Genomic DNA, 24,630 nt, shown 5'->3' with positions numbered 1-24,630 from the left:
GGCGACCGTCGGGCTGCTCAGCGCGACGGCTCCCGCGACCACACATATCCACCGGCGGACGCGCACCGGGGCCTCCCTCCAAAAACCGCAGACCTTCCAGGCGAACAAGCGTACAAGCCGAGGGTGTACCGGAAACATGGAGACCCACAGGTCACTGGCAGCGGGCAACGGCGGACCCACCAGGGCAGGGATCCCGGCATCGGAGGGGTCGCCGGCCGGCCCGGCCCCTCCCACATCGCGTCCGGGCGCACCGTGCGCTTGCCGTGGACCGGTGTCTTGCAGCGCGGGCAGATCAAAAGCGCCGACGACACATTTCGCATACCTATACGAACCATGGCACGCTGGTCGCAAGTGATAGTGCTCTACAGAGGAAAATCACCCATGACCCATGGAGCCCACCCCCACGCTCCTACCGTCCGCGCAAACATCGACCGGGCCCGCGGCTGCGAAGAATGCCGCAGCTGGGGCACCGTGATCACATCCGAGGGCCGCCACGAGCTGTGCCCCAAGTGTCAGCACCCTGATTGAGCACGCGACCTCCGCTCCCCGGCCGGCGGCCTCCCGGCCGCCTCCGACGAATACGGTCGGTGACCAACCCACCCCCGCACATCCCGGCCCAGGAACTCCTTCACAAGCCCCCTGAGCCGGAGAGGGATCACCCGGGGCGCTCCCCGGCGGGAAGAAGCCGGCGCGACCGGTTCCCGACCGTGCTCGCCGACCCAGCCGAGGCCGAGCAGGAGCCGGGCCGGCGGGAGTTCCTGGAGGTCTTCCGCTTCTCCTGCGGCCTGCTCGAAGAGGAGCCCGAGGCCTCAGGCCAAGCCGAATCCTGACCAAGCTGACGTGCCTGGCTGCGGACTGTGGTCCTCGCTGCGGCGGCCGGCTCGATGCGGTCGTGCTCGCCCTCGTGGCCGAGGATCGACAGCAGGTCGCCTTCGGCGAACCGTCTACGCCGCAGCCATGAGCACACGGCGAAACCCTCGACATCGAAGATCCCTCACCCCCCTCTGCCGGCCCCGGCGCCCGTCGCCGGACCGCACCCGGCCGCCACCTGTGCGCTGTCGGTGCCGCGCTCTAGGATCAACTTCGCGTGCCGAGCACCGGTGCGACACCTGGACGCAGCAGGGGGGACCACGATGGAGCGGACGAAGACGCACACGCTCACCGCAGCGGCCGGAGTGCTGGGGGTGACGCCGGCGTTCGCCGGGGCGGCATCGGCGCAGCCCGCCGACCCGGCACCGGCCTCGGACGAGCCCTTCGGCCGGCCGGGGACGGGCCAGATCCTGCCGCCGGCCCCGGACGAGGACACCATGTTCTCGATCCCCGACTGGATCGGGAACGGCGGCGCGGTGACGGCCTCGGTCATCGAGACGCTGCCGATCGCCGTCACCGTCGGCTGCCAGGGCGGCGGTTCGGTGCAGGTGCGCGTCGGCGGTCCGGCTCCGGCCGACTTCACGGTGCAGTGCCCGGTGGACTCCGTCGGCGTCGGCTCGGTGGACATCCCCGCGCGTCCCGGCCGGGACTTCCAGTTCACCGTGCACACCTCGGACCCGTCGATCCACTGGGGCATCAACGCCCTCCAGATCCGCCCCGCCGACTGACCCGGAGCGTCCGGGCCCGAGCCCGGGCCGGCCTCCGGGGCCGAGCGGACCCGAGACAGGGGACGGGACGCAGCCGCCGCGTGGCGAACCGGGGCAGGCCGACCCGGCAGGCCGAGGCGTGCCACCGAGCGGACACCGCCGGACGGCGGGCCGGGGTCAGCTGCCGGCCGGTCCCCTCAGGGTGGCGTCGCGGCCTCCGTCGGTCAGCTCCGCCCACCGCTCGTACTCCTGGCGCACGTACGGCCGGGCCGATGCCTCCCACGTGGACAAGGCGGGCCCGGCCGGGCCCAGGACGAACCGCCCGTCGGCCAGGTCGAAGGCGAGCAGCTCGTACGCGGCGCGCGCGGCCTCGGTGATGTCGCTCTCGTCACCGCTCTGCAGGGCCAGGCGGTCGGCCAGAGCGGCCCGGCGCAGCCGGAACTCCCGCTCCAGGGAGGCCCGCGGGTACTCGCCGTCGTGCCTGAGTGCGGTCCGTAGCCGGGTCACCGCCGCGTCCTCGGCCACCGGCCCCAGCGCAGCGGCGTACGCGCTCTCCGGCGCCGGGGCGTCGAAACCCTCGCCGGCATGTGAGTGGTGACCGGTCACGTGTGTCATCTCCTCGGGTCATGGCTGAAGTCCGGTGCGTACCAATCCCCTTGGGTGCCGGAGATGGTCCGCCCTCGCTTCGCCGGGGCGCCAGACTACCGTCTGCGCACGCGTGATGACGGCATGTCTACCGGGCAGTAGGGACCGGGACCCGGCACCCCGCCACGCAGGGCACGGACTGCGCGCATCGGGCGGCGGCGGCTCCGGTCGGTTCGTCACCGCACGACGGCGGGGGCGAGGGCTGCGGGGGCGAGCACGGTCGGGGTGCCAGTGCCGTCGGCGGGGACGGTCCACAGGTCGCTGCCGTCGTCGCTGGGGAGGGAGTAGGTGAGTGTGCGGTCGTCGAGCCACAGGGCCTGGTCGTCGAGGGAGCGGTCCTCGGCGGTCGCGGTCTCGGCCATGGTCGTCAGGTCGAGGACGTAGAGCCGCCAGGGCGCGTCCTCGCTCAGGCCGCGGACGCGTTTCTTGTAGGCGATGCGGGTGCCGTCCGGCGACAGGGACGGGCACTCGACGTTGTCGTGCAGTGTGGTGAGGGTGTGCCGGACGGCGTCCCCCGCCACCAGGTGGGTCCGTCCGCCCGTGGCGAGGGTGGCGTAGAAGTGCTCGTCGTCGGCGAAGGTGACGCCCCAGACGTTGGTGTCGGCGGCCCGGTAGGGCTTTCCGTCCAGGGTGACGGCGTAGGTCTCCAGGTCCTCCTGGAGGGTCCAGGTACGGGTGTCCAGGATCGAGGTCCGGGTGGAGAAGTCGGTGCCGGCGTAGGAGTCGCCGCCGACGAAGACCGTCCAGGCGACGAGGTTGCCCGAGGGTGACACCCGCGACCGGGTGGGGATGCCGGCGAGGTCGTAGTGGCGGCGCTCGTGCAGGTCGGCGTCGAGGACGACCGCGCGGTAGGTGTCCGCCAGGACGCCGTGGACGGCCTGGAGGCAGATCCCGGTACCGGCGGCGGCGTGGAAGCGCAGGCAAGCGGGCGTCGCCACAGTCCGGGTGCCCCGGGGATCGTCGAGGGGGACCGCGGCGAGGTGGTCGCGCTGGGTGCCCCAGGTCATGCTGCGGAACACCAGCCGGGCCCCGTCGCGGTGCGGGCCCAGGCTGACGGCGCCGGCCCGGGCCGGCGGCCCGTCGCCCGTCCGGCCCGCGCCCCGGGCCTGGTCACCGGCGTGCAGGACGGTCCACACGCCGGCCGCCGCGAGGACGGCGGCGGCGGTGCACAGGACGAGGAGACGGCGGCCGAAAGTCATGTACGGGTCCTCTTCGACAGGGTTCTTCGACGGGCAACGGGCGGACGGCGGACGGGGCGGGCAACGGGCGGACGGGGCGGGCAACAGGCGGACGCGGAGGAGCAAGCGCAGGGCGGGTGGTCAGTCGGCCGGATGCGCCCCGCCCTCGGTGGCCCGGCCCACCAGGCGGGTGGCGACCGCGACGGCGGCGGTGAGGGCCCCGGCCATCGCGGCCAGGGCGACGGTGTCGCCCCAGCGGCTCCAGAGCGCGCCGACCGCGATCGAGCAGGCGAAGCGGCCGGCCGCCTGACCGGTGCCGACCAGGGCGAGGCCCGCGCCGCGCCGTCCTGCGGGTACGGCGCTCGCCGCGGCAGCGGCCAGGACGCCGTCCGTGGCCGCGTAGAAGAGGCCGTGCAGGGCGAGGACGACGGCGGCGAGGACCGCGCCGCCGCTGGGCCGGGCGAGCAGCAGGCCGTAGCCGGCCAGCAGGGCGCCGTGCCCCAGGACGAACAGGCGCCGGCGCCCGATCCGGTCGGCGAGTGCACCGACCGGGACGGCGGCCAGCAGGTAGACGGCGGCGGTCCCGAGCGGCAGCAGCGGGAACCAGGAGGCGGGGAGGTCGAGTCGGCGCTGGAGCAGCAGGTAGACGAAGGAGTCGCTGACCGTGGCGAGGCCGAGGAGGGCGGCGCCCGCGGTGATCCTGCGCAGCGCCGGGAGGCGGAGCAGCTCGCGCAGGCGCAGCCGTGCCACGACGGCCCGCGGCGCCGGGCGCAGGCTGCGGCCGGGGACGAGGAGGACCAGGACCAGCACGCCGAGGGCGGCGACGTACGAGCTGACGAGGAACACGGCGTGGAAGCCGCCGGGGGCGCCGCGCAGGAGGAGGAACGCGAGGAGGGGGCCGCTCAGGGCGCCGACGGTGTCCATCGCCCGGTGGACGCCGAAGGCGCGGCCGCGCTGCTCGGGCGGGGTGGCGAGGGAGATCATGGCGTCGCGGGGCGCGGTGCGCAGGCCCTTGCCCACCCGGTCGACGGCGAGGACGAGGCCGATCAGCGGCGCCGTGCGGACGAGGAGGAGCGCGGGGCGGCAGAGCGCGGAGAGGCCGTAGCCGGCGGCGGCGACGGCCTTGTGACGTCCGCCGCCGCGGTCGCCGAGGAAGCCGCCGAGCAGCCGCAGGACGGCGGAGGCGCCGTTGAAGACGCCGTCCAGCAGGCCGAAGCCGAGCGGGGTGACGCCGAGGGCGGTGACGAGGTAGAGCGGGAGGACGGCGGTGACCATCTCGGAGGAGACGTCGGTGATCAGGCTGACCGTGCCGAGGGCCAGGACGGTGGGGGCGATCCGCGCGGACCGCCCCGGCCCGGGGGCCGGGGCGGCGGCGGACGCCGCGGGGCGGCGGCTGTCCGCGAGGTACACGCGTCAGCCCCAGACGCCGGCGATGTCGGTGGCGTCGGCGGCCTTGCCGGCGTGCTTGCCGACCCCCGCCAGGTCCTCAAGGGTGCGGAGCATGTCGTAGTGGTTGTACTTGGTGGTGGGCGCGCTGCCGGCCTTGACGGGCTGTCCGTACAGCACGGTGGGGATCTGGTTGCCGCTCTGCTTGTCGTCCTCGTCGTAGGTGACGACCAGCAGGCTGTTGTGGGTCTTGGCCCAGGAGGCGTACGCGCCGAGGTTGTTCTTGATCCAGCTGTCGCCGGTGCCCACGGAGCAGTTGTGCATGTCGCTGCAGAGGTTGGGGGTGACGAAGGAGACCGTCGGCAGCTTGGTGAAGTCCGTGGGGAACTGGCCGAAGGTGTGGCCGGTGCTGGTCGGCACGTTCTTGAACGCGAACCAGGGGTTGTGCTTCTGGGCGTAGTTGCCGCTCTTGCAGGTGGTGGAGCCCTCGCTGGGCAGCGACTCGTTGTAGCTGCCCCAGGTCTTCCCGGCCGCGGTCAGCTCGGAGGCCAGGTTGGCGGCCGACATGGAGCCGACCGTGTAGCAGTCGTCGCTGGTGATGCCCTGGGTGCTGCCGGAGAAGACGGCGAAGTAGTTGGGCTGGCTGGGGTGGGTGATGCCGTAGGAGGCCTTGAGGACCGCGCCGCCCGTCGCGAGCGAGTTCAGGTACGGCGCGTCCTTGCTGCCGATGATCTGCTTGTAGGCGTGGTTCTCCATCATGACGACGACGACGTGGTCCGGCTTGGGCACGGCCACCGCCGCGGAGGCGGAACCGATGCTCACCGTGGCGGTGGCGGTGCCCGCCGCCAGCGCCGTCGGCAGGGCGACGGCGAGCAGGAGCTTCTTCCGGGAACGGCGGTGACGACGGGGGGTGACGGCGGACATGCGTGTCTCCTGTCTGGGGAGGTGGGTGGGGAGGTGGGACGCCGACCGGTACCGGAGCGTGGTGTCCCTGCGCCCGGGACCGACGGGGAACGGGACACCCGGATTGCCGGTACCGGCCCGGGCTACGGAGGCGGCGGTTGCTTCAGGGGCCCCGAGCCGTGGTCATCGGCGAGGCTCCGGCTACCCGGCGGCGTTTGCCGGCCCGCCGACGTAGAGGAGCCGGTTGGGGGTGCCGGTCCCCGCGTTGCCGATCTTGCCGGGGGTGGCGGCCTTGATCAGCGCGTCCTGGACCTGGGCGGGGGTGGCCGTGGGGTGGGCCGACAGGTAGAGGGCCGCGGCGCCGGCGACGTGCGGTGCCGCCATCGAGGTGCCCGTCAGATTGTGGCTGTCGTTGTCGCCGGTGTTCCAGGCGGAGGTGATGCCGGTGCCGGGGGCGAACAGGTCGGTGCACGTACCCCAGTCGGAGTCCGAGCGGCGCTGGTCGTCGGACGTGGAGTTGTTCACCACGATGGCCTCGCCGATGTCACCGGGCGAGTTCCTGCACGCGTCGGCGTTGCCGTTGCCGGAGGAGACCACCCAGGTGACCCCGGAGGCGATGGAGTTGCGGATCGCCTTGTCCTCGGCGGCGCTGACGCCGCCGTTGATGCTCATGTTGACCACGGCCGGCTTGACGGCGTGCTTGGTGATCCAGTCGGCGGCGGACACGATGGCCGAGGTCGGGATGGAGTCGTTGCAGGGGGTGACGCGGACGGAGACCAGCTTCACGCCCTTGGCCACGCCGTAGTCCCTGCCGCCGATGGTGCCCGCGACGTGGGTGCCGTGCCCGATGCAGTCGGCGCCGTTGCGGCCGTCGCCGACCAGGTCCACCCCGATGACGGCTCGCCCGCCGAACTGGGTGTGCGTGGTGCGCAGTCCGCTGTCGACCAGGTAGACGGTGACGTTGGAGGCGGTGTTCGGCGCGGTGTAGCTGTTGTCCAGCGGCAGGTTGCGCTGGTCGATCCGGTCCAGACCCCAACTGGCCACCGAGGAAGCCCGGGTGGCCTCCGGAGCCGACCCCGAGTGCCGGACGCTGTCCTGCTCCACGGACTCGACCGCCGGGTCCGACGCCACCGACTTCGCCTGGGCCGGTGTCATCTCGGCGACGTAGCCCTGCAGCGCCGTGTCGAAGACGGTGCGGACGGAACCGCCGTGGGCGTTCGTCAGCCGGCCGGCGACGGAGGCGGCCGACGTCTGCGCGGCCTGCACACCGTGGGCGGTGGCCGCCCGGCCGGCTTCTGCGGCGGCTCCCTGGGCGACGTCCGAGGACGCCACCGCGCCGTCCTTGAACACCACCAGGTAGCGGCCGGCTATGGGTTCTGCAGCCGTCCGCGCCTCGTCGGTGGAGTGCGGGGCGGCGTTCGCCGGGCTGATCACCACGGCGGCCGCTGCGGCGGCGACGACGGTGGCGGCGACGATCACGGTCGTCGGCTTCGTCCCGCGGGCGTGACGGCGGGTGCGGCGGGTGCGGTACAGGGACAAGGCAACCCCTTGGGGGAGTGCGGCGAGGGTTCGCCGGTTCGGGAACGCAAACGGGGGACGCGTGTCGGCCGACGACGAGGAGGCTGTCGCCGTTCGAGCGGATCCATGACGGTCGGGCTCATCCGGCCTGCGGCACGCGGGTGGGGACGGCGGGTGGGGACGGCGGGTGGGGACGGCGGGCGGCCCGGGTGGCGGTGCGGGGCGTCGGGTCGCGCGGCCCCGGGGCGTTGTCCGGAGGTGGGGGCGAGGGCCCGGGGCCTTTGCGACTGGCCTGCGGAAGCCCCGCCCGTCACGCCCTCTTCGCCACGGAGCTCACGTCGGACTCCGACCGCTTCTCGCCGGACTCCGACCGCTTCTCGCCGGGCAGCGAGGCGGTGGAGGCCTGGGCACCGGCGGGGACGAGCGCGGCGACGCAGACCACGGTGCCGGCGCCGGGGGCGAACTTCTTGGGCATGGACGTTCTCCTGCTGTGGGGTCAGGGAGGTGGTGGTGCTGAGCGGGGGCTGCTCACCCCGGCCCGGTCGTCGGGGGCACGATCGAATCCCGGGGAACGGGCCCACCCACCGCACCGTGCGGAGGATTCGCGCTCCGGCCGGTGGGGGGCCGTGGTGAATAGAAATACCGTCAGAAATGCTCCGCCAGGCGCCACTTGCCGCCATTGGCGCGTTGTGGCCACAAAGGTCGGATACGGCCGGTCGCGCGGCGAGTGCGGGCACCCACCCACCGGAACCGCTCCCGACCTGGTCAGATCCAGCCGTTGCGCGCCGCGTGCAGCGCCATCTGGAAGCGGGTGACCGATCCGGCGCGGGAGTTGAGCTGTTCGAGGTGGCGCGAGAGGGTGCGGCGGCTGACACCCAGCAGTTCGGCGATGGTGTCGTCGGTGACCCCGGTGGCGAGCAGCTCGATGATGCGCCGGTGGATCGGGGCGAGTGCCGACGGCACGCGGCCGCTCAGGTGCATCGGCAACGCCGTCCGCCAGGACGCCTCGAACAGCCCCGTGAGCGCGGACAACAGGCTCGACGGACGGACCAGCAGCAGGGAGTCGTTGACCTCCGCCTCGACGAACGACATCGACACGATGGCCAGTCTGCCGTCGAAGATGGTGAGCTTCACCGGCACGGTGGGCAGGATCCGGGCCTGTTCCCCGGCAGCGATGCACGGCTTGATGTTGACGGCGTAGTAGGCGGCGTCCTGGACGGCGGACCTGGAGTACACGACCCGGTACGCCACGCCCTGCCGGAGGTTCTCGATCTGGATCGGGTTGGCCGCCCGATTCGTGTGGTAGGGCGGCGAGTCGAAGCGCAGGACCTCGCTCTCGGCGGCCGCTTCGATGGTCTCGATGCGCTCCACGATGGAGTCGCCGGTGACGACCTCGACCAGGTTCTCGGTCGGTTGGGGACTGACCGAACGCCGGTACCCGCCATAGGCGTTGACGGCTGCCTGCTGGGCCTCGCGGAGCTCCGCGGCGCGGCTGTGCGCCAGGAACTCCAGGGCGACGGTGGGCTCCACGGGCACGTGCCGACGCCCCCCGGTCTCCGAGACGGTGACCAGGCCCAGTCTGCGCAGCTGTGCGAGGTCCTCGTCGAGTGCCGGGTCCCCGTCCGGGCCGCGGTCCCCGGTGGCTTCCCGGTCACGCCCCGGGTTCCGGGCCGGATTCCGGGCCGGATTCCGGGCCGGCTCCTCGCCGTCGCCGGACCGGACGGCGAGCAGCGCCGCGTAGGCCTCCGCTTCACGGCGCGTCAGTCCCAGACGACACAGGTGCGTCGGCAGGTCCTCGTCGGTCATCAGCGTTCCTCCCGGTGAGGGCAGGCCGACTCGCGCGGGCACCGGAAACGGCACGGCCGCTCCGGCCCGTCGCTGCCGGCTGCGTGCGGTGTGCCCGGCATCGTGACACGTACCAATCGGTAGGTGTCGGGCGGGACCACCCCGAGCCAAGATCCACACCGGGCCCGACCGAGATCCACACCACCGGCCGAACCCCGGACCAGCCCGGCATCCGGAAGGAGGCCCGCACCCGCGAACTGGCGGACCTCGCGCACCGTACCCACGGTCAGGTGGCCGTCCCGACCGCGGTGTTGCTCATCCTGGTGGCCGTCTTCCTCACCCGGTGCCTGCGACGCGGCAAGTCGCCCCGGCTCAGGGTAACGACGTTACCCATGGGATACAGTGTTACCGTGAACACGCCCTACCAGGACGCTCAACGCGCCGGCCAAGCAGCCGTACGCACCGTGATCCTCGACCACGCCATCGACCTGCTGGTCACGGAGGGGCCCGCCGCGCTGACGATGCGGCGGATCGCGACCGGGATCGGCGCCTCGACCAAGGTCCTGTACACCATGTTCGGCGGCAAGGAAGGGCTGGTCGACGCGCTGTACCGGGAGGGGTTCGCCCGCCTGCGGCGCGTGCAGCAGCAAGTCCCGCGGGCGGAGGACCCGTTGACCCACCTCAACGACCTCGCGGCCGCCTACCGCGCACACGCACTGGCCGAACCGGCCTACTACCGGGTGATGTTCGAGCAGGCGATGCCCGGCTTCCGGCCGAGTGCCGAAGCCCTCGGCGCGGCCGAGAGCGCCTTCGACGGCTCCGTGGCGGCCGTTCAGGCATGCATCGACTCCGGCGTGTTCGGGCCGGGAGACGCGCACGAGATCTCGAAGCTTCTCTGGGCGGCGGCACATGGGGCGGTGAGCCTGGAGATCGCCGGCCACTTCCCGCCGGAGGCCGCGGCTCGCCGCTTCACCACACTGATGGCGGCGGTGGGACACGCGTTCCTCGCCGACGAGCAGGGACAAGGACGGACGTCATGACGATCAACCGCTATCTGTCGGGGAGTTTCGCGCCGGTCACCGAGGAGGTCACCGCGTTAGACCTGCCGGTCACCGGCCGGATCCCGGCCCACCTCAACGGCCGCTACCTGCGGAACGGCCCCAACCCGCTCGGCATCGAGGACCCCGCCGCCCACATCTGGACGCTCGGTGCCGGCATGGTGCACGGCGTCCGCATCCGCGACGGCCGGGCCGAGTGGTACCGCAACCGCTGGGTGCGCTCATCGGCCGTCACCGACCGGCTGGGGGAACCACGGCGTGGGACTCCCGTCGACGAGCGGCTGGACATGGCGCCGAACGTCCAGGTCGCGGGGCTCGCGGGCCGCACGTTCGCCCTGTTGGAGGGCGGGATACGCCCGTACGAACTCAGCTACGACCTCGACACGGTGGGCCCCTGCGATCTCGGAGCGACTCCTGAGGGCTACAGCTCCAATGCCCATTCCGTCTTCGACCCGCACACCCGGGAGCTGCACTCGCTCGCCTTCCTGTACGGCTCGCCGCACGTCCAGCACATCGTGATGAACGAATCCGGCACGGTGGTGCGGACCACGCTGATCCATACGCCCGGAAATCCCTACATGCACGACTTCGCGCTGACCGAACACCACGTGGTCCTCTTCGACGCACCGGTGGTGTTCAGTGCCGCTCAGCTGCCGACCGGAGTCCCCTTCGTCTGGGACGAATCCCACCAGGCACGGGTGGGAGTGATGCCGCGCACGGGCGGCGAGGTGCGCTGGTTCGAGGTCGCCCCCAGCCTGGTGGGCCACACGCTCAACGCCTACGACGACGGCACGGACGTGGTCGTCGACATCGTCCGGCACCCCGAGGGCTTCGACATCAGGGACTTCGGCACCAGCCGTCCCACTCTGGACCGCTGGCGGGTCGACCTGGTCACCGGAAAGGTCCGCGAAGACCGGCTGGACGACCGCATCCAGGAGTTTCCCCGGGTCAACTCCCTTTGCGTCGGACGCCCTCACCGATACGGGTACTCGGCCGCGGTCGAGCTCTACGCACCGCCCACCGGTCCGGGCGACCCGCGGCCGAACGAGGGGTTCAGCAGTGCGCTGCTCAAGCACGACCTGGTACGCGGTACGACCGAGGCACACGAGTTCGGCCGGTTCGGGGCCGTGGGCGAGGGCGTGTTCGTCCCCGCGGAGTTGCCCGTCGCCGAGGACGACGGATATGTGATGGCTTACGTGCACGACCCCGAGCGCGGCGCGGCGGATCTGGTGATCCTCTCCGCCCGGGACTTCACGGGCGAGCCGGTCGCCCGCGTCCACCTTCCGGTGCGGGTCCCCCTCGGCCTCCACGGCAACTGGGTCCCGGGGGACCCATGGAGCGGCGCCCGTCCCTAGGGACCGTCTTCAGGTGATCAGCGACCGGACGGTGGAGCTACTGGAGGCGTGTCGCGGTCCGGACGAGGTCGGCGACGGCCCTGGACCGGCTGTGCGGCGGCCAGGCGATCACGGTGGTGACCTTCGGCGCGTCCAGTACGGGCACGGCAGCGAGGTCGTCGTGCAGTTGGGACCGGCAGGACTCCGGTGAGACCGAGCAGGCCCGGCCGAGCGCGACGAGCTGCAACAACTGCGCGTGGTCGCGGACCTGGGGGCCGGGCCCGGGCGGGTAGGTGCCGTCGGGGTCGGGCCAACGGGGCAGGGGCAGACCCGGGAGCCCGGTGATGTCGGCCATGTGCACATGGGCCCGGGCGGTGAGCGGATGCCCGGCCGGCAGGACCACCACCTGGCCCTCCGTGCCGAGTTCCTCGATGTGGAGCCCGGCCGTCGAGTCGAACGGCCGGTGCAGCAGCGCCACATCGGCCTGACCCTGGCGCAGGAACCGCCCCTGCTCGGCCGGTCCGCACAGGATGACCTCCACGGGCACCGCACCGGGTTCGGCGGCGTACGCGTCGAGCAGGTTCGCCAGCAGTTCACGGGACGCGCTGGCCTTCGTGACCAGGATCAGGCCGGGGCCGTCGGTCGCGGAAAGGGCCGCGCGACGGGTCCGGCGTTCGGCGGCCTCGACCGCTCCCAGGGCCGCCCGGCCCTCGACCAGCAGCACCGCGCCGGCCTCGGTCAGCGCGACGGTTCGGCTGGTCCGATCCAGAAGCAGTACCCCGAGCCGCCGTTCGAGCTGCTGGATCGCCCGTGACAGGGGTGGCTGTGCGATGCCGAGGCGCTGGGCGGCACGCCCGAAGTGCAGCTCCTCGGCGACAGCGACGAAGTACTGCAGTTCCCGCGTCTCCATGCGGTCACGCTACCCCGGATCAATACCCGGACGGTATCGGTGTCCACCCGATCGGTCTTGGACCACGGCCCCGGGTCGGGAGCAGCATGGTTCCCATGAGCGAACGAACGATCGCGCTGGTGACCGGCGCGAACAAGGGAATCGGCTACGAGATCGCCACAGGCCTGGGCGCCCTCGGCTGGAGCGTCGGAGTCGGCGCCCGCGACACCCAGCGCCGCCAGGCCGCGGTGGACCGACTGCGCGCGGCCGGCGTCGACGCGTTCGGTGTCCCCCTGGACGTGACCGACGACGCGAGCGTGACCGCTGCCGCACGGCTGATCGAGGACCGTGCCGGGCACCTCGACGTGCTCGTCAACAACGCCGCCATCACCGGCGGCATGCCGCAGGAACCCACCCGGGTCGATCCCGCCACGATCCGAACGGTCGTGGAGACCAACGTGATCGGCGTCATCCGCGTCACCAACGCGATGCTGCCGCTGCTGCACCGCTCCGCCTCACCGCGGATCGTGAACATGTCCAGCAGCGTCGGCTCCCTCGCCCGGCAGTCCGGAGCCGATGGCGAGCAGGCGATCGGCCCGGTGGCCGCGGCGTACTCGCCGTCGAAGACGTTCCTGAATGCCGTCACACTCCAGTACGTCCGGGAGCTGAGCGGTACGAACATCCTGATCAACGTCGGCTGCCCCGGCTACGTCGCGACCGACCTCAACGGCTTCCGCGGGGTGCGCACCCCCGAACAGGGCGCGGCGATTGCCGTCAAGCTCGCAACACTGCCCGACGGCGGCCCGACCGGCCAGTTCTTCGAGGACGCCGGCGCAGTGCCCTGGTGAGGGGCAGGGCGGCCGTCCCGCACTGGTTCCCCCGCCCTTGCCGTGCAGCGGACCGGAGCCGTCCCTGACCGCCGGTCAACCAAAATATGACGCAGGCCGACTGCCGGCAGGTTGCCGGCCGGCGCGGGTCCCGGCCGGTCGGGGACGTCGGTGGCCACCGGCGACGAGCCCGCCGCACCCTCACTCGCACGGGTGACGCACGGACTGGCGTCACCCGTGTCGGGGGCGGGTGCGCGGGAGGCTTGCCGCCCGCGCACCTCGGTGGAAGGTCTGTGATGGCGTTCGGCGTCCGCTCCGAGCTCGCTTCGATCCGGTTGGCGCCGGGGGCCGGCCGGTGCTGGGACACACCCCGGCCATGGTGCGGGATCCGCTGGCCTTCCTGGACGGACTACCCGGTGACCGGCCGTTGCTGCGGCTGCGGTTGGGGCCGAGCACCCTGGTCCTGGTCTGCGACCCGCAGCTGGTCCGCCAGGTCTTCCTGGACGACCGGACCTTCGACAGGCGCTCGCCCACGCTGGCCGAGTACCGGCACCTGCGGCCCGTCGTCCTGGGCGTGCGCCCGCTGCACGAGCTGTACCCGCTCATCCACGAGCGGCCCGTACCCGCGCACCTGCTGGGCCACCCCGTGGTCGAGGCCCTGGGCGCCATGATGGTCAACTTCCACGTCCTGGCCAACGACGTGCACTCCCTGGCCAAGGAACTGCGCGGGGAGAGGCACCCCCTCAACACCGTGCTCGTCCTGCGCGCCGAGAGGGGCTTGACCCCACGTGCACGAAGCCGACGGCGCACCGGCCCGGGCATCAACTCGCCCGAATCGATCGTCAGTAGTGTGACCAGTAAGGGTCGTCGGTGGTCGGGGGCACGACGGTCAGCTGGTGCGAGTAGTCGTCCAACCGGTGGCCGGGCTGGGAGGGGTCCTTGCCGTACACCTCGGTGCCCGCGTTGTGGACTCCGTCCATGAAGGCCTGGAGGCTGACCCCCGGGGTGTCCATCTCCAGGGTGACGAGGACGCCGTCGGGTGAGGTGGCGGAGATCTGGCGCTCATCGGTCGGGAAGGTGTCGGTGTTGGCGCCGACGAAGTTCTGGAACTTGCCGACGGTGTAGCCGTGCGCGGTCCAGTACTGGGCGAGCTGGTCGGCGAGGACCTTGTACTTCGACCGGTCGATCCGGGCCTGGAGCGACCACATGCGGTACACGTGGGAGGTCGGCATCGGTTCGCCGTCCCAGTGGTCCGGGTCGCGGACCACCCAGTACCAGCCGTCGGAGTGCGCGACCTGCGGGGTGATGGCGCCCACCGAGCCTTCGAGGGCGCTCTGGATACTGTCCCGGGCCTTCCCGGCGTCCGTCCCGGGCTCGTCGTGCCTGGCGATCGGGCCATGGCCGTGGTCCCAGGCCCAGTTCGCGGTCGCGACTGCGCCGATCAGAAGGAGGGGGAGCACCATGCCGAGAACGACCGGCCACCTGCGGGCCGTCGTGCGGTCACCGGTCTGCATCTGTGTCGTCCCCCGTGTCGGCCGATCCGCTTGCGTTCTTGATCACGCTACTGACGTGCAGTACCGCAGTCCTGAGCACGTGTACTCAGATCCGGGCTCAGGCCGAGGCCTGCAACCACGAGCGTCGACGCACCATGGGGGCGCGTGAGCCGGGCGTTCGGACCGGCATTCCGGCATTGCCACCACAGGTCACCGCAAGCACGGGCAGGTGACGTGACCCCTGACGTCCGTCAAGAGCACGCAGCATCAAGTGACATGGCTGAGAACAGAGGAGGGCTCCGCGCTCCGAGGGTGGCGAGAGCAGTGCAAAGAGAATCAGGTCCTGTCCGGAGTCCGGATCCACCTACGTGCAGTCAAGAGCAACGGGATTGCGCCTCCGCCGCCCCGGACTACCCGCAGCCGGTACGTCACCACTCCCTGCCGCGCCTGACCAGGACCGCCAGCACCACCACGGCGGGCACTCTGATCAGCAGGGACACGGCAAACGCCACGTAGGAATCACCGTCGCCCCCCATCGTCATCACGTCGATCACGGTACCGATCAGCATCAGGGTCACGCTCGCGGCCGCGGCCCACGCGACCATCCGCGAACGCCCCGTCAGGAGAAACGCGGTGACGATCAGTGCGGCGCACTGGAGCAGGTCCTCCGTGCCGATCCACATCTCGGGCCAGGTCCCGAGCCACGTTTGCCCCGCCGCGTTCGACCCGAACAGCGCCACCACGACCAGTGCTCCGCCCAGCACCCTGCGCCGACGCGCCGATTGCGGCTCGTCGGCCCCCAGCCGGTCGAGCAGGTCACGCAGCGGCCGGTCCGCACGTATACGACTTCCCATGACCGGCACCATATCGGCACGCCACCGCGGCCCGGGCGCCCTTTCCGGCTGCACCCCCGCCCGGTGGCGCAGCGTGGCCGCGGCCACGGCGGTGACGGCGGTGGGCAGTTGGGCGATCCAGGCCGGGTGGTCCGTCGCAACCGGTACATAGCCCAGCTGGGCGCCCGAGAGCTTCGCGACGCAGCGGCGGGCACCGCACGCCCTCGGAGGGCCCGAGCGGAAGCCGACGCGGCTTACCCCCACACCCGGACGCCGCGGGCAACACCAACCCGCACCGGCCGGAACAACGGGCCCGAGCCCGGCGGGTAGCCGGCGCCGAGCGGACCCGAGACGGGGGCGGCGCGGAGGCGCCGCTCGGCGGACCATCGCGACCAGTCAATAGATCCGGTCACCGGAGGCGGCCCGCGGCCGAAGCAGCCCTCGGGGCCGCCTGCCCGCCGGCGGACGGGCCCGCGCGTCTCGCAGGGAACCTGCCGGGGCCGGCGGACGTCCGGGGAGACGTACCCGATTCCCCGGACCATCGAGGAGCCCGCCGTGTCCGACTTCCTGCCGCCGCCCGCCGAGTCCTGGCTGCTGGGCGGAGTGACCGCCGTGCTGCAGGAGGGCATAGGGCAGCAGCTGGGGTACTGGGTGGAGCCGGGCGGCGTGCTGAGCCACGACGACGGGAGCGGCAACGGCTGGCGGCTGACCTGGCTGCCCGGAGGCCGGGCCGTGGTCAGCGGCTTCGACGTCGACTTCAGCACCGCGCGCGACGGGCAGGAGCTGCTCGCGGGCGCGCCGCGCTGGGTGCCCGCGCCGGCGGACCGGGCCGGGTTCTGCTTCTGGTGGGAGCCGGGGGACGGGCAGTGGCGGTGCGCGCCCGGTGTCACGGACCCCGGCGCGCGCCTGACCGGCTCGGCGACGAAGGCCGAGGACCTGCTGGCCGACCGGGTCCACGAACGCGTCCCGGAGGAGGAGGACGAGTGGGCGTATGTCGCCGGGTTCTACCGGCGGCTGGAGGAGCTGCTGGACGCGGCCCGGGCGCAGCGCCTGACCGTGGAGGAACTGACGCCGGTCCTGGCCTACCTGGCCGATCCCGAGGATCTGCGTCCGGCCGCTGCCCTCGCGCTCGCCGCGCAGGCCGGCTTCACGCCGGGTACTCGCGAGCCGCGGAACCCGGCGGGAGCCTGACGCCGCCACGAAGTGTCCTGGTGAGCGGCTACGACCCCGATGACAGGAGCCCGCAGGACGTCGCGCGAGCGGTCAGGGGGTCCGGATCCGCGTCGGACGCCGATGCAACAGTCGGTACACCAAGGACCGCCGGGCGGGCTCCCGATGGCCTCTGCTCAAGGGCCGATAGGCTGACGGTATGACAGGAGTGCTGGAGTTCGGCGTGCTGCTGGCGCGCCTGATGGAGCATCGAACGATCGATGTCTCCGTGCTGTCGACGGCGGCCGGCACCGGGACGGAGGAGCTGCAGGCCGTACTCGACGGACGGGCACCGACCGAAGGGCTGCTCAGGGCCCTCGGACCGGCGCTCGGGCTGCACACCGCCGACCTGTTCGTCCTGGCCGGGCAGCCGGTACCCGACGACCTGACGCCGGTCACCCGCAATCCGCACTGGTCGGTCAGCCATGTCGTCTACAACACGATGGTCATGCCCACCGGGAACCGGCGCCTGCTGCTGGACGCGATCCGGGCGCAGCCCTTGGTCCGGCGGGAGGGAAGGGGTGGTGTCGACCGGCCGCACCACCGGTACGAGCCGGGCTTCGGCGCGGTGCTGCTGCAGCTGGCGCACAGTCGCAACCTCACCTGGCTGTCTACGGCGAAGGCCCTGTACGCGGTGACGGACGGGCGGATCTACCTGGCGGCGTCCACGATCGGCGGGGTGGGCCGCGGCAGCGTCGAAGCGACCCCCGAGCTGGTGGCCGGTTTCGCTGGCGTGCTCGGCATTCCTCCCGGCGATCTGGCCGCGCTCGGCGGCATCCGCCTGCCCGACGACCTGCCACCGCTCCACTCCCGGGCCGCCGACGTGGCCGCGGTGATCTGGGAGACCCGACGCCTCACCACCGCCCAGCTCGACGCGGTCGAGCAGCTCTCCCGCCACCTCGCCGGCCGCTGACCGGCCGGCCCCGCCAAGGCCCCGGAACCACCGACGCCCACGGCCGGACCTGGACTCGCGCATCAGGCCGGCGGAACAGCCGGCCCGACCCGAGCGGACCTGGAACATGACTCCTCATGAACAGCACCTCAAGTGCCATGGGTGACCGCCCGCTGGTCGGACCAGCACGGCATTCGGGCCGGGTCGCAGGCTCCACTGCCTGAGCCGGACCCGCACGGCGGGTTCGGTGAGGGCATGAAGCAGCACCCGAACGCGCCTGCCGGTCAGCCTCACCGGCACCGCGTAGCGGTTGGTGCGAACCACCTCCTCAGTCGTCGTGGGTGAGGAAGAGTCGGGCCAGTCGGGGAAGGCGCGCATGCATCTCTGAGGCGTCGTCGAAGTCGAAGTCCTCGCCCATGTCGGCAGGCTCCCGGTCGGTGCGGGGTCCGCAGAACCGTGCGTAGTCGTCGTAGAAGCTGCCGTCGGGTTCTTTGCCGCTGATGCGCTCGTAGGCGTAGGAGGCTGCGTAGTTGACGGTCTCGTTGAACAGGGCCTCGTCGTCACCTTCGGCTGCTGCAGCGATGACATCCGGATTCTCGGCGAGCACGTCAGGTGTGGTGGCGGCCCGGTCGTACCAATCCCGGCCCTGGGCGATGAGTCCGGCGCGGAAGTCCATGAAGGCGTCGTCGGAGCATCCTCCACCGATGAGATAGCCGGCGGCCCACATGTCCCAGCGGTGGATCGCCCCGTGGAGCTGATCAAAGCACTGCTGGTATTCGAGGATCGTCTGCTTCGACATCGCCGCGAGCCGCTCGACCAGGGCCGATGTGAAGGCCTGGGCCGGGTCGCCGGGTGCCGAGGCTGCGTCGGTGCGGGCTCCTTCGATGACGGCCCAGAACTCGTCGAGGTTCATGGCCGGACCCTCTCACCCGGTACTGACAAACAGGTACCGCGGCTACGCCGAAGCTGTGCCGGCCACCCAGGACCGCCAGACATGGCGGGTGTTCGGCACGTCAGGGCGGTCAAGGAGCCAGTGCACGTACCCTGCCTGGCACCGGGCCCACGGACTGTCCGAGTCGACTGCACGATCGAGCCGGTCGCGCAGGTCGGCGCTGTCGACGGCCCGGGCGACCCGTACGTATTCGCGGTCCTTGCAGCGGTACGCACGGTGGACGACGATCTCGACCAGATCGATGAGCTTCGCCTTCACCGCGTCTCGTCGTCGCGCCGTCACGCTCCGGCTGCCGCGCTCCGGCCACCCCGCTCAGGCCGCCGCGCTCTCCGCCGCGATCATCGCGATCAGTCCGGAGCGCCCGTGTTCCGCCAGGTGCCGACGCTGGCGTTCGGCGCCGTTGCCCTCGTCCAGCAGGCGGTCGACCAGCGGGACCACCGCGCGGGTGTCACCCAGTTCGTCCATGACCGGACCGAGCGCGGCCAGCATGGAGGCGACGAGCTCGCCGGTCGGCCGGGAGAGTCCCGTCGCCGGGTCGTGCAGGGTGCCGTCCATTCCGTACCGGGCGGCGTGCCAGCCCGCGCCGTCCAGGCTCTCCGGCGTCCGCTCCGGTGCGGGACGTCCGGCGGCCGCGTCCCGCATCGCCGTGACGACCAGCGCGCGCACCAGCCCGGCCAGCATCACCGCCTCGTCGGCGCGCAGTTGGACGTCCATCGCGCGCAGTTCGATGGTCGGGAACTTCGCCGAGAGCCGGGCCTGCCAGTACAGCTGGCCGCGGTCGCGGATCAGCCGGGCGTCCAGCAGGTGGTCGATGCGGCGGTCGTAGTCCTCCGCGTCCGTGAAGTACGGCGGGATCCCGCTGATCGGCCAGCGGCTGAAGACCACCGTGCGCCAACTCGCGTAGCCGGTGTCGGAGCCGTACCACAGCGGCGAGTTGGCCGACAGCGCAGTCAGCACCGGCAGCCAGGGCCGGAGGCGGTTCAGCACCTCGACACCCGTCTGCGGGTCGGGCACGGCCACGTGTACGTGCATGCCGTTGATGAGCGCCTCGTCGGCCAGCCGCGACATGTTCTGCCTGATGGCGCGGTAGCGCGGGGCGTCGACGATCGCCGGGGGCGTGGAGGGGGCGTACGGGGCGGTGCCGCACGCGGCGAGCCGGCAGCCGGCCGTCTCGGCGGCGGCCGCGAGCGCGTGCCGCAGGCGCAGCAGATGGCCGCCGACCTCGGCGAGGTCCCGGCAGACCGGGGTGGCCACCTCCACCTGCGCCTGGAGCAGCTCGTTCTGCAGCTCGGTGTGGTGCACGGCGGGGTGCAGTCCGGCGGTCTCCTGCACCGCGTCGACGTGCGGCAGCGGCAGACCGCTGTCCGGGTCGAGCAGCAGGTACTCCTCCTCGACGCCGATGGTCGGACGGCCGCCCGCATCCAGGGTGAGCCCGCCGTCACCGCCTGTCATGCCGGTGCCAGTGCCCATAACTGCGGGTTACCCGCCCATCCGATGGCCAACCGGCGCAGGCGCAGCCCGGCCGGCCGCTTCGGGGCGCCCGGCCCGTTCGCGGACCTGGAGCCGGCGCGGATCGTCCGGCACCGGGACGTCACGTGGCAGTGTCGACGTCACGTGGCGGTGTCAGTGGCAGGGGCTACGCTCCCCACACCCTGAGGAAACCCTGGAAGACCGCCCCTCGACTTCGCCTACAGGAGGCGGTCTTCCGGCCGCCCCCGCCGACATCACCGGCGGAGGGCGCGTGGACATCGGCTCCCTCGGGATCTATTCGGCCCAGGCGCGCGTCAGCAGGGCGCCGAAGGTGGCGGGCTCTCGCCCGATCAGCTCGGCCAGCGTCGAGTCGACGGCGGAGAACTCGCCGTTCCGCGCTGCTGCGAAGATGCTCACCATCAGGTCGGCCAGCGGGGCCGGGGCGCCGTGCGCCAGTGCCTGCTCCCGGAAGGCGTCGTCGGGGACGACGGTGCGGGTGAAGGGCCGTCCGGTGGCCCGGGACGCGGTCTCGGCGATGGCGCTGAAGTCGAGCGTCGCCGCGCCGGTGAGCGGCGGGGTGGGCCCCTCGAAGCGGCCCTCCTCCGCGGTGAGGATCGCCGCGGTGGCCTCGGCGAGGTCGTCGTGGCCGGTCCAGGCGACGGGGCCGTCGGCGGGGAGGGCGATGTCGCCGGTGTGGCGGGCGGACTCCAGGAACAGCAAGGCGCTGGCCGTGTAGAAGCCGTTGCGCAGCGCGGTCCACGGCAGACCGGTGGCGCGCAGCAGGTCCTCGGTCCGGGCGTGGTCACGGCATGCCTGGAAGCGGGAGTCGTGGGCGGCGCCCGTCTGGCTGGTGTAGAGGATGCGGCCGACGCCGGCCTTCACGGCTGCGTCGATGGCGGTGCGATGGCCGCTGACGCACTCCTCGCCCGTGCGGTCGAGGGAGACGAGGAGCACCTGCTCGGCCCCTTCGAAGGCGTGCACGAGCGAGGCGGGGTCGTCGAAGCTGCCCTGCCGGACACGAACGCCGCGGTCGGCGAGGTCCTGGGCCTTCCGAGGGTCGCGGACGCTGACGCCGACGCGGTCGGCGGGGACGCGCTCCAGGAGGCGTTCGACGGTGCGGCGGCCGAGCTTTCCGGTGGCTCCGGTCACGATGATCATTGGTTCCCCCAACGGTGTTTCCAGTGGAATCACTTTGACAGTAACACTGGAATATCGGTGGAATCAAACCTCCGATACCATCGATCCATGGTTACGCGTGACACCACCGACAGCCCTCGTCGCCGCATCGTCGAGGCGGCCGTCGAGCTCCTGGAGAACGGCGGCCCGGACGCGATGAGCACCCGCGCGGTCGCCGCCGCGGCCGGAATGCAACCGCCGGCGATCTACCGCCTCTTCGGCGACAAGGAGGGGCTGCTTGAGGCCGTCGCCGAGCACGGCTACGCGCAGTTCCTGGAGAGCAAGCGCGCGCTGCTCGACCCCGATCCGCAGAACGCGGTGGAGGACCTGCGCCGCGGCTGGGACGTAGTGGTGGAGTTCGGGATCTCCCGCCCGGAGCTGTTCGCGGTCATGGACAGGGCCACCGGCCGGGAGGCGGACACGGCACACCGCGCGGGCCTGGAAATCCTCCACGGCCGGGTGCGCCGACTGGCGGCCGGGGGATGGCTGCGGGTCGACGAGGAGCTGGCCGCCCAGATCATCCAGGCCACCGGCCGAGGCGCGGTCACCACCTGGCGCTCCACCCCGGCAGAACGCCGCAACCCGGCGCTGCTGACCACGCTCCGCGAGGCCATGGTCGCCGCCGTCACCCGCGCGGAACCGACGGTCCCCGCCGCGGAGGCCGGCCCCGCCGCGGCGGCCCGCGCGCTGCGCGCCGCTCTCCCCGACGACGCCGACGTCCTGAGCGAGGCCGAGCAGCACCTGCTGCGCGAGTGGCTCACCCGCCTGGCAGCGGACAGGGCCGCTCCGCATGCCTGATCGCACGTCAGGAGCCCTCGGGCCGGTCGGACCTCCCGAGCAGAGCTCGTGCGACGGCGGGTCCGCATCGAGGGACAGGGGCCGGACGGGCCCGCGGCCCGACTGTCAAGCGCGGCCCGGCGGTCAGGCGCAACCCAGCGGTCAGGCGCGGCCCGAACCGATCCAGACCCGCAGTGGACCGACCGCCTCGAAGCCGTGCCGCAGGGCGGCCACCAGATCGTCGTCGCCCTCGTAGCCGACCAGGGGCAGGGCGGGGAACAGCCGGTGGACCGCCTCCAGCACGACCGGCCAGGCCGCGTCGACGCCCCCGTCCAGGGCGAAGACATTGGAGATGCCCACCACCCGGTCGCTGCGGCTCGCCACCGCACCGGCCACCACCCGGCCGTCGGGAGACCGTCCGGCGATCACGAAGGTAGTTGGGTCGTCGAGCAGTTCGGGCCGGAAGAGGTGCGCGTAGCCGGCTCCGTCGTCCCAGGCGAGCGCCCAGGCGCGCAGGGCGGCGGCGCTGTCCACCACCTCCCAGGCGAGGTCCGACGCGGTGGTGGGCGCGCCCGCCGGGCGGTGGACCCACTGCGCGTCGAACAGCACCCGGAAGCCGGCCTCGGTCAGATCGAGGTCGGCGAAGCTGTCCTTGACCGACGCCCCGGGGGCCGCGTTGTCGATCCTGGCGACCAACGCGGCCGCGTCCGCCCCGGGCAGCAGCGTCACCACGTCGGGGTAGTAGAGGGGTGTGCGGCTCGCGGCAGCCCACGCCTCCTCCCCGAAGGCGCCCACCGAGCCGTGCGATCGGCTCATCACCGCACACCATTCGGCGTTGTTGCGGGCGGCCGCCCGTACCAGGGAGTGGTTCGACATCGTCACAGGCGTGGATCATGCCCCGACCGCACCCGACCGGGCGACCCATTTCCGCGCCGCCACCCCCCTCCGTGACGCACTCGGCCTGCCGCCCGGCGGTCCAGCCCGGCGGGAAACCGGCAGCCCCCTGTGCCACGATGAGGAGGGCGCCCCGATCGCGGGGTCGTGGAGGTCGCGATGCAGGTCGAGACACGTCACCAGCCGGGGTTCGCGGTCGCAAGGTGCCTGCTCGCCCCGGGTGAGTCGCTGGTGGGACAGTCCGGTTCGATGTACCGCTGCGGGCCGGACCTCGACATCGAGGCGATGGCCCAGGGCGGCGTCCTGGCCGGCCTCAAACGCGCTGCCCTGGGCGGGAGTTCGCTCTTCCTCACCCGCTACACGGCACACGGCGGGGGCAGTTGGGTGGACTTGGTGCACCAGCTGCCGGGCGACGTGACCGCCCTGGAGGTCACCGGCGACCGCCCCGTCCAGGTCACACAGGGGAACTGGCTCGGATGCTCCGCCGAGGTGACGCCGCAGACGAAGTGGGCCGGCATGCAGAACGTGCTCGGCGGCGAGGGCGGTTTCGTGCTGCGCATGGAGGGCACGGGCACCGTGGTCCTGGGATGCTACGGGGCACTGGACGCCGTCGACCTGGGCCCGGGCGAGCAACTGACTGTGGCCTCCGGACACATCGTCGGCTACGACGTCGGCGTGGCACTCGACGCCCGCCGCATGGCGCGGGGCCGGACCATCCGGTCCCTGAAGACCGGGCAGTTCCTGGTGTGCGACCTGACCGGCCCCGGCCGCGTGCTGCTGCAGACCCGCAGCCCGGGCGAGTTGGTGTCCTACCTCCAGGAGAAGCTCCCCAAGCCCGCCGCAGGCGGGGACGAAGCCGGCCGCGACGACTGAGCCGGCGCCCCGCGCCAGCCCTGTTCTTGAGCGCCACTGCCCGTGACACCGCAGGATTGCAGCCCTGCTCGCAGCTTCCCTGCTCCTGCACTTCCAGTCGATGGCGCGCACCGCCATCTGGGCGGCCTGGCGGAACGGCTCATCCTCAAACCTCGCAGCAAGCTGCTCCCGTACTCGCACCGCCGGCGAACCGTCCGGGAACGCCGCGCCCGCCACCGCCGCTGTCAGCTCCGGGATCTCAGTCAGTTCCTGAGGCCGCATCGACATGCACATCACCCCACCGGCCACACGACAAGGAAGCGGAACGGGAACGGATCATGCCGGCAAGTCGACCAGCAGAGTCTGTTCGCTGGGACCTTTCCGCTCTTTTCGCTCGGAAATTCGCACGATGCCCCGGGTGGCATCATGAACGTATGGAGATGGTGGACTTGTTGGACCTTCTGACGCAGTTCGGCGCAACCGGGGATTTCGGGGGCTTTCGGCCGCTCGGGCCGTTCCCGGTCGCCGCTCGGGGAGAGCCCCAGCAGTCGGGCCGCGAGGCCGACCACCTGCCGTGGCCGCAGTGGTTCCAGTACGGGTGCATGTCGGTCGACGTCTGCCGGTGCTGGATCGTCAACCGGGTGTCCGTCCGGACGTGGTACGACACCGTCACCCTCCCTGTCGGTGAGCCCGGTGCGTACCGCGACTTCCCGGGTCCACCCGGCTTCCCGGAGCTCTCGGCCGCCTTTGCCGCCGCCGCTGTGCACTGGGAACGGCGCCGCGAGGCGCACTCCCTCCCGCAGTTCACCATGCAGACCACTGTTGCCGAACTCCCCGGCGTGACAGTCGACTTCATCTTCACCACCTACGACAACCCGGACGTTCCGACGCTGTACAGCGCCCACGCGACCGACCACACCCACCTCTGCCCTGACGGCCCGTGACTCGTCAGCGCACCTGCCAGACCAGCTGTTCGGCGAGC

At 72.2% G+C, this 24,630-nt stretch carries 25 protein-coding genes and 1 pseudogene; 11 read left to right on the top strand and 15 right to left on the bottom strand.

Annotated elements, in window-relative coordinates; genetic code table 11:
• Positions 1 to 707 precede the first annotated feature (707 nt).
• Both ACIGG8_RS16400 and ACIGG8_RS16395 read left to right on the top strand, forming a co-directional pair.
• A complete protein-coding gene (locus ACIGG8_RS16400) occupies positions 708 to 830 on the top strand; it encodes a hypothetical protein (protein WP_396548590.1) in 123 nt (40 codons plus the stop codon).
• Positions 831 to 1,133: 303 nt separating this feature from the next.
• The gene (locus ACIGG8_RS16395; protein ID WP_396548588.1) at positions 1,134 to 1,598 is read left to right on the top strand and encodes a hypothetical protein; all 465 of its coding nucleotides are present in this window, start codon (positions 1,134 to 1,136) and stop codon (positions 1,596 to 1,598) included.
• A gap of 156 nt (positions 1,599 to 1,754) precedes the next feature.
• Here the strand turns inward: ACIGG8_RS16395 and ACIGG8_RS16390 are convergent, their stop codons facing one another.
• The 7 genes from ACIGG8_RS16390 to ACIGG8_RS16360 all read right to left on the bottom strand — a co-directional run bounded on the left by ACIGG8_RS16390 (position 1,755) and on the right by ACIGG8_RS16360 (position 9,013).
• On the bottom strand, positions 1,755 to 2,183 hold the full coding sequence (locus ACIGG8_RS16390; protein WP_396548587.1) for a hypothetical protein: 429 nt from the start codon (positions 2,181 to 2,183) through the stop codon (positions 1,755 to 1,757).
• A 215-nt stretch (positions 2,184 to 2,398) separates the two neighbouring features.
• Entirely contained in the window at positions 2,399 to 3,421 is a 1,023-nt protein-coding gene (locus tag ACIGG8_RS16385) for a TolB-like translocation protein (protein ID WP_396548585.1), read from the bottom strand.
• 120 nt (positions 3,422 to 3,541) lie between these two features.
• Positions 3,542 to 4,810 carry an MFS transporter gene (locus ACIGG8_RS16380; RefSeq protein WP_396548584.1) on the bottom strand — a complete coding sequence of 423 codons (1,269 nt, stop codon included), beginning with the start codon at positions 4,808 to 4,810 and terminating at the stop codon, positions 3,542 to 3,544.
• Positions 4,811 to 4,813: 3 nt separating this feature from the next.
• Positions 4,814 to 5,710 (bottom strand): alkaline phosphatase family protein, encoded by an 897-nt coding sequence (locus ACIGG8_RS16375; RefSeq protein WP_396548582.1) that lies wholly within the window; start codon positions 5,708 to 5,710, stop codon positions 4,814 to 4,816.
• Positions 5,711 to 5,890: 180 nt separating this feature from the next.
• A complete protein-coding gene (locus ACIGG8_RS16370) occupies positions 5,891 to 7,228 on the bottom strand; it encodes a S8 family peptidase (RefSeq protein ID WP_396548580.1) in 1,338 nt (445 codons plus the stop codon).
• A gap of 289 nt (positions 7,229 to 7,517) precedes the next feature.
• Positions 7,518 to 7,682 carry a hypothetical protein gene (locus ACIGG8_RS16365; protein WP_396548578.1) on the bottom strand — a complete coding sequence of 55 codons (165 nt, stop codon included), beginning with the start codon at positions 7,680 to 7,682 and terminating at the stop codon, positions 7,518 to 7,520.
• Between the two features lie 290 nt (positions 7,683 to 7,972).
• Positions 7,973 to 9,013 (bottom strand): helix-turn-helix domain-containing protein, encoded by a 1,041-nt coding sequence (locus tag ACIGG8_RS16360; RefSeq protein ID WP_396548576.1) that lies wholly within the window; start codon positions 9,011 to 9,013, stop codon positions 7,973 to 7,975.
• A gap of 269 nt (positions 9,014 to 9,282) precedes the next feature.
• Between ACIGG8_RS16360 and ACIGG8_RS16355 the strand changes: the two genes are divergently transcribed.
• Positions 9,283 to 10,032, top strand: coding sequence for a TetR/AcrR family transcriptional regulator (locus ACIGG8_RS16355; protein WP_396548575.1), 750 nt, complete (start codon positions 9,283 to 9,285; stop codon positions 10,030 to 10,032).
• Entirely contained in the window at positions 10,029 to 11,405 is a 1,377-nt protein-coding gene (locus tag ACIGG8_RS16350) for a carotenoid oxygenase family protein (RefSeq protein ID WP_396548574.1), read from the top strand. The genes ACIGG8_RS16355 and ACIGG8_RS16350 overlap by 4 nt, the downstream gene beginning before the upstream one ends.
• Before the next feature lie 37 nt (positions 11,406 to 11,442).
• Here ACIGG8_RS16350 and ACIGG8_RS16345 read toward each other — a convergent pair whose 3' ends face one another.
• Positions 11,443 to 12,294, bottom strand: a complete 852-nt coding sequence (locus ACIGG8_RS16345; protein ID WP_396548573.1) for a LysR family transcriptional regulator — start codon at positions 12,292 to 12,294, stop codon at positions 11,443 to 11,445.
• Between the two features lie 95 nt (positions 12,295 to 12,389).
• On the opposite strand from ACIGG8_RS16345, the gene ACIGG8_RS16340 reads away from it, so the two are divergent.
• Complete coding sequence (locus ACIGG8_RS16340; protein WP_396548572.1) at positions 12,390 to 13,121, top strand: SDR family oxidoreductase; 732 nt, start codon at positions 12,390 to 12,392, stop codon at positions 13,119 to 13,121.
• A gap of 355 nt (positions 13,122 to 13,476) precedes the next feature.
• Positions 13,477 to 13,875: pseudogene (locus ACIGG8_RS16335) on the top strand (hypothetical protein); the annotation flags it as partial.
• Positions 13,876 to 13,942: 67 nt separating this feature from the next.
• Here the strand turns inward: ACIGG8_RS16335 and ACIGG8_RS16330 are convergent.
• Together ACIGG8_RS16330 and ACIGG8_RS16325 are read right to left on the bottom strand one after the other, a co-directional pair.
• Positions 13,943 to 14,614, bottom strand: coding sequence for a hypothetical protein (locus ACIGG8_RS16330; RefSeq protein ID WP_396548570.1), 672 nt, complete (start codon positions 14,612 to 14,614; stop codon positions 13,943 to 13,945).
• Between the two features lie 407 nt (positions 14,615 to 15,021).
• Entirely contained in the window at positions 15,022 to 15,447 is a 426-nt protein-coding gene (locus ACIGG8_RS16325) for a hypothetical protein (protein WP_396548568.1), read from the bottom strand.
• A 534-nt stretch (positions 15,448 to 15,981) separates the two neighbouring features.
• Between ACIGG8_RS16325 and ACIGG8_RS16320 the strand changes: the two genes are divergently transcribed.
• The gene (locus ACIGG8_RS16320; RefSeq protein WP_396548566.1) at positions 15,982 to 16,617 is read left to right on the top strand and encodes a hypothetical protein; all 636 of its coding nucleotides are present in this window, start codon (positions 15,982 to 15,984) and stop codon (positions 16,615 to 16,617) included.
• Between the two features lie 178 nt (positions 16,618 to 16,795).
• Positions 16,796 to 17,548: a hypothetical protein gene (locus tag ACIGG8_RS16315; protein WP_396548565.1), complete on the top strand. Its 753-nt coding sequence runs from the start codon at positions 16,796 to 16,798 to the stop codon at positions 17,546 to 17,548.
• Positions 17,549 to 17,855: 307 nt separating this feature from the next.
• Here the strand turns inward: ACIGG8_RS16315 and ACIGG8_RS16310 are convergent, their stop codons facing one another.
• The 4 genes from ACIGG8_RS16310 to ACIGG8_RS16295 form a co-directional block, all read right to left on the bottom strand.
• A complete protein-coding gene (locus ACIGG8_RS16310) occupies positions 17,856 to 18,440 on the bottom strand; it encodes a DUF4240 domain-containing protein (RefSeq protein ID WP_396548563.1) in 585 nt (194 codons plus the stop codon).
• Positions 18,441 to 18,482: 42 nt separating this feature from the next.
• Positions 18,483 to 18,737 (bottom strand): hypothetical protein, encoded by a 255-nt coding sequence (locus ACIGG8_RS16305; protein WP_396548562.1) that lies wholly within the window; start codon positions 18,735 to 18,737, stop codon positions 18,483 to 18,485.
• A gap of 54 nt (positions 18,738 to 18,791) precedes the next feature.
• Positions 18,792 to 19,949, bottom strand: coding sequence for a glutamate--cysteine ligase (locus tag ACIGG8_RS16300; protein ID WP_396548560.1), 1,158 nt, complete (start codon positions 19,947 to 19,949; stop codon positions 18,792 to 18,794).
• A 294-nt stretch (positions 19,950 to 20,243) separates the two neighbouring features.
• Positions 20,244 to 21,107, bottom strand: a complete 864-nt coding sequence (locus tag ACIGG8_RS16295; RefSeq protein WP_396548558.1) for an SDR family oxidoreductase — start codon at positions 21,105 to 21,107, stop codon at positions 20,244 to 20,246.
• A gap of 87 nt (positions 21,108 to 21,194) precedes the next feature.
• Here ACIGG8_RS16295 and ACIGG8_RS16290 point away from each other — a divergent pair, with 87 nt between their 5' ends.
• Positions 21,195 to 21,923, top strand: coding sequence for a TetR/AcrR family transcriptional regulator (locus ACIGG8_RS16290; RefSeq protein WP_396548556.1), 729 nt, complete (start codon positions 21,195 to 21,197; stop codon positions 21,921 to 21,923).
• A 141-nt stretch (positions 21,924 to 22,064) separates the two neighbouring features.
• On the opposite strand, the gene ACIGG8_RS16285 is transcribed toward ACIGG8_RS16290, so the two are convergent.
• A complete protein-coding gene (locus tag ACIGG8_RS16285) occupies positions 22,065 to 22,778 on the bottom strand; it encodes a hypothetical protein (RefSeq protein ID WP_396548555.1) in 714 nt (237 codons plus the stop codon).
• Between the two features lie 177 nt (positions 22,779 to 22,955).
• On the opposite strand from ACIGG8_RS16285, the gene ACIGG8_RS16280 reads away from it, so the two are divergent.
• Entirely contained in the window at positions 22,956 to 23,669 is a 714-nt protein-coding gene (locus tag ACIGG8_RS16280; protein WP_396548554.1) for a TIGR00266 family protein, read from the top strand.
• Positions 23,670 to 24,082: 413 nt separating this feature from the next.
• Positions 24,083 to 24,592 (top strand): hypothetical protein, encoded by a 510-nt coding sequence (locus tag ACIGG8_RS16275; RefSeq protein ID WP_396548552.1) that lies wholly within the window; start codon positions 24,083 to 24,085, stop codon positions 24,590 to 24,592.
• Positions 24,593 to 24,630: the final 38 nt, after the last annotated feature.

Origin of the sequence: Kitasatospora sp. NPDC085464, from assembly GCF_044541955.1 — a bacterium.
Taxonomy (GTDB): domain Bacteria; phylum Actinomycetota; class Actinomycetes; order Streptomycetales; family Streptomycetaceae; genus Kitasatospora.
The sequence above is the reverse complement of the archived record's forward strand: the minus strand, read 5'-3'. Positions and strand labels throughout refer to the sequence as shown.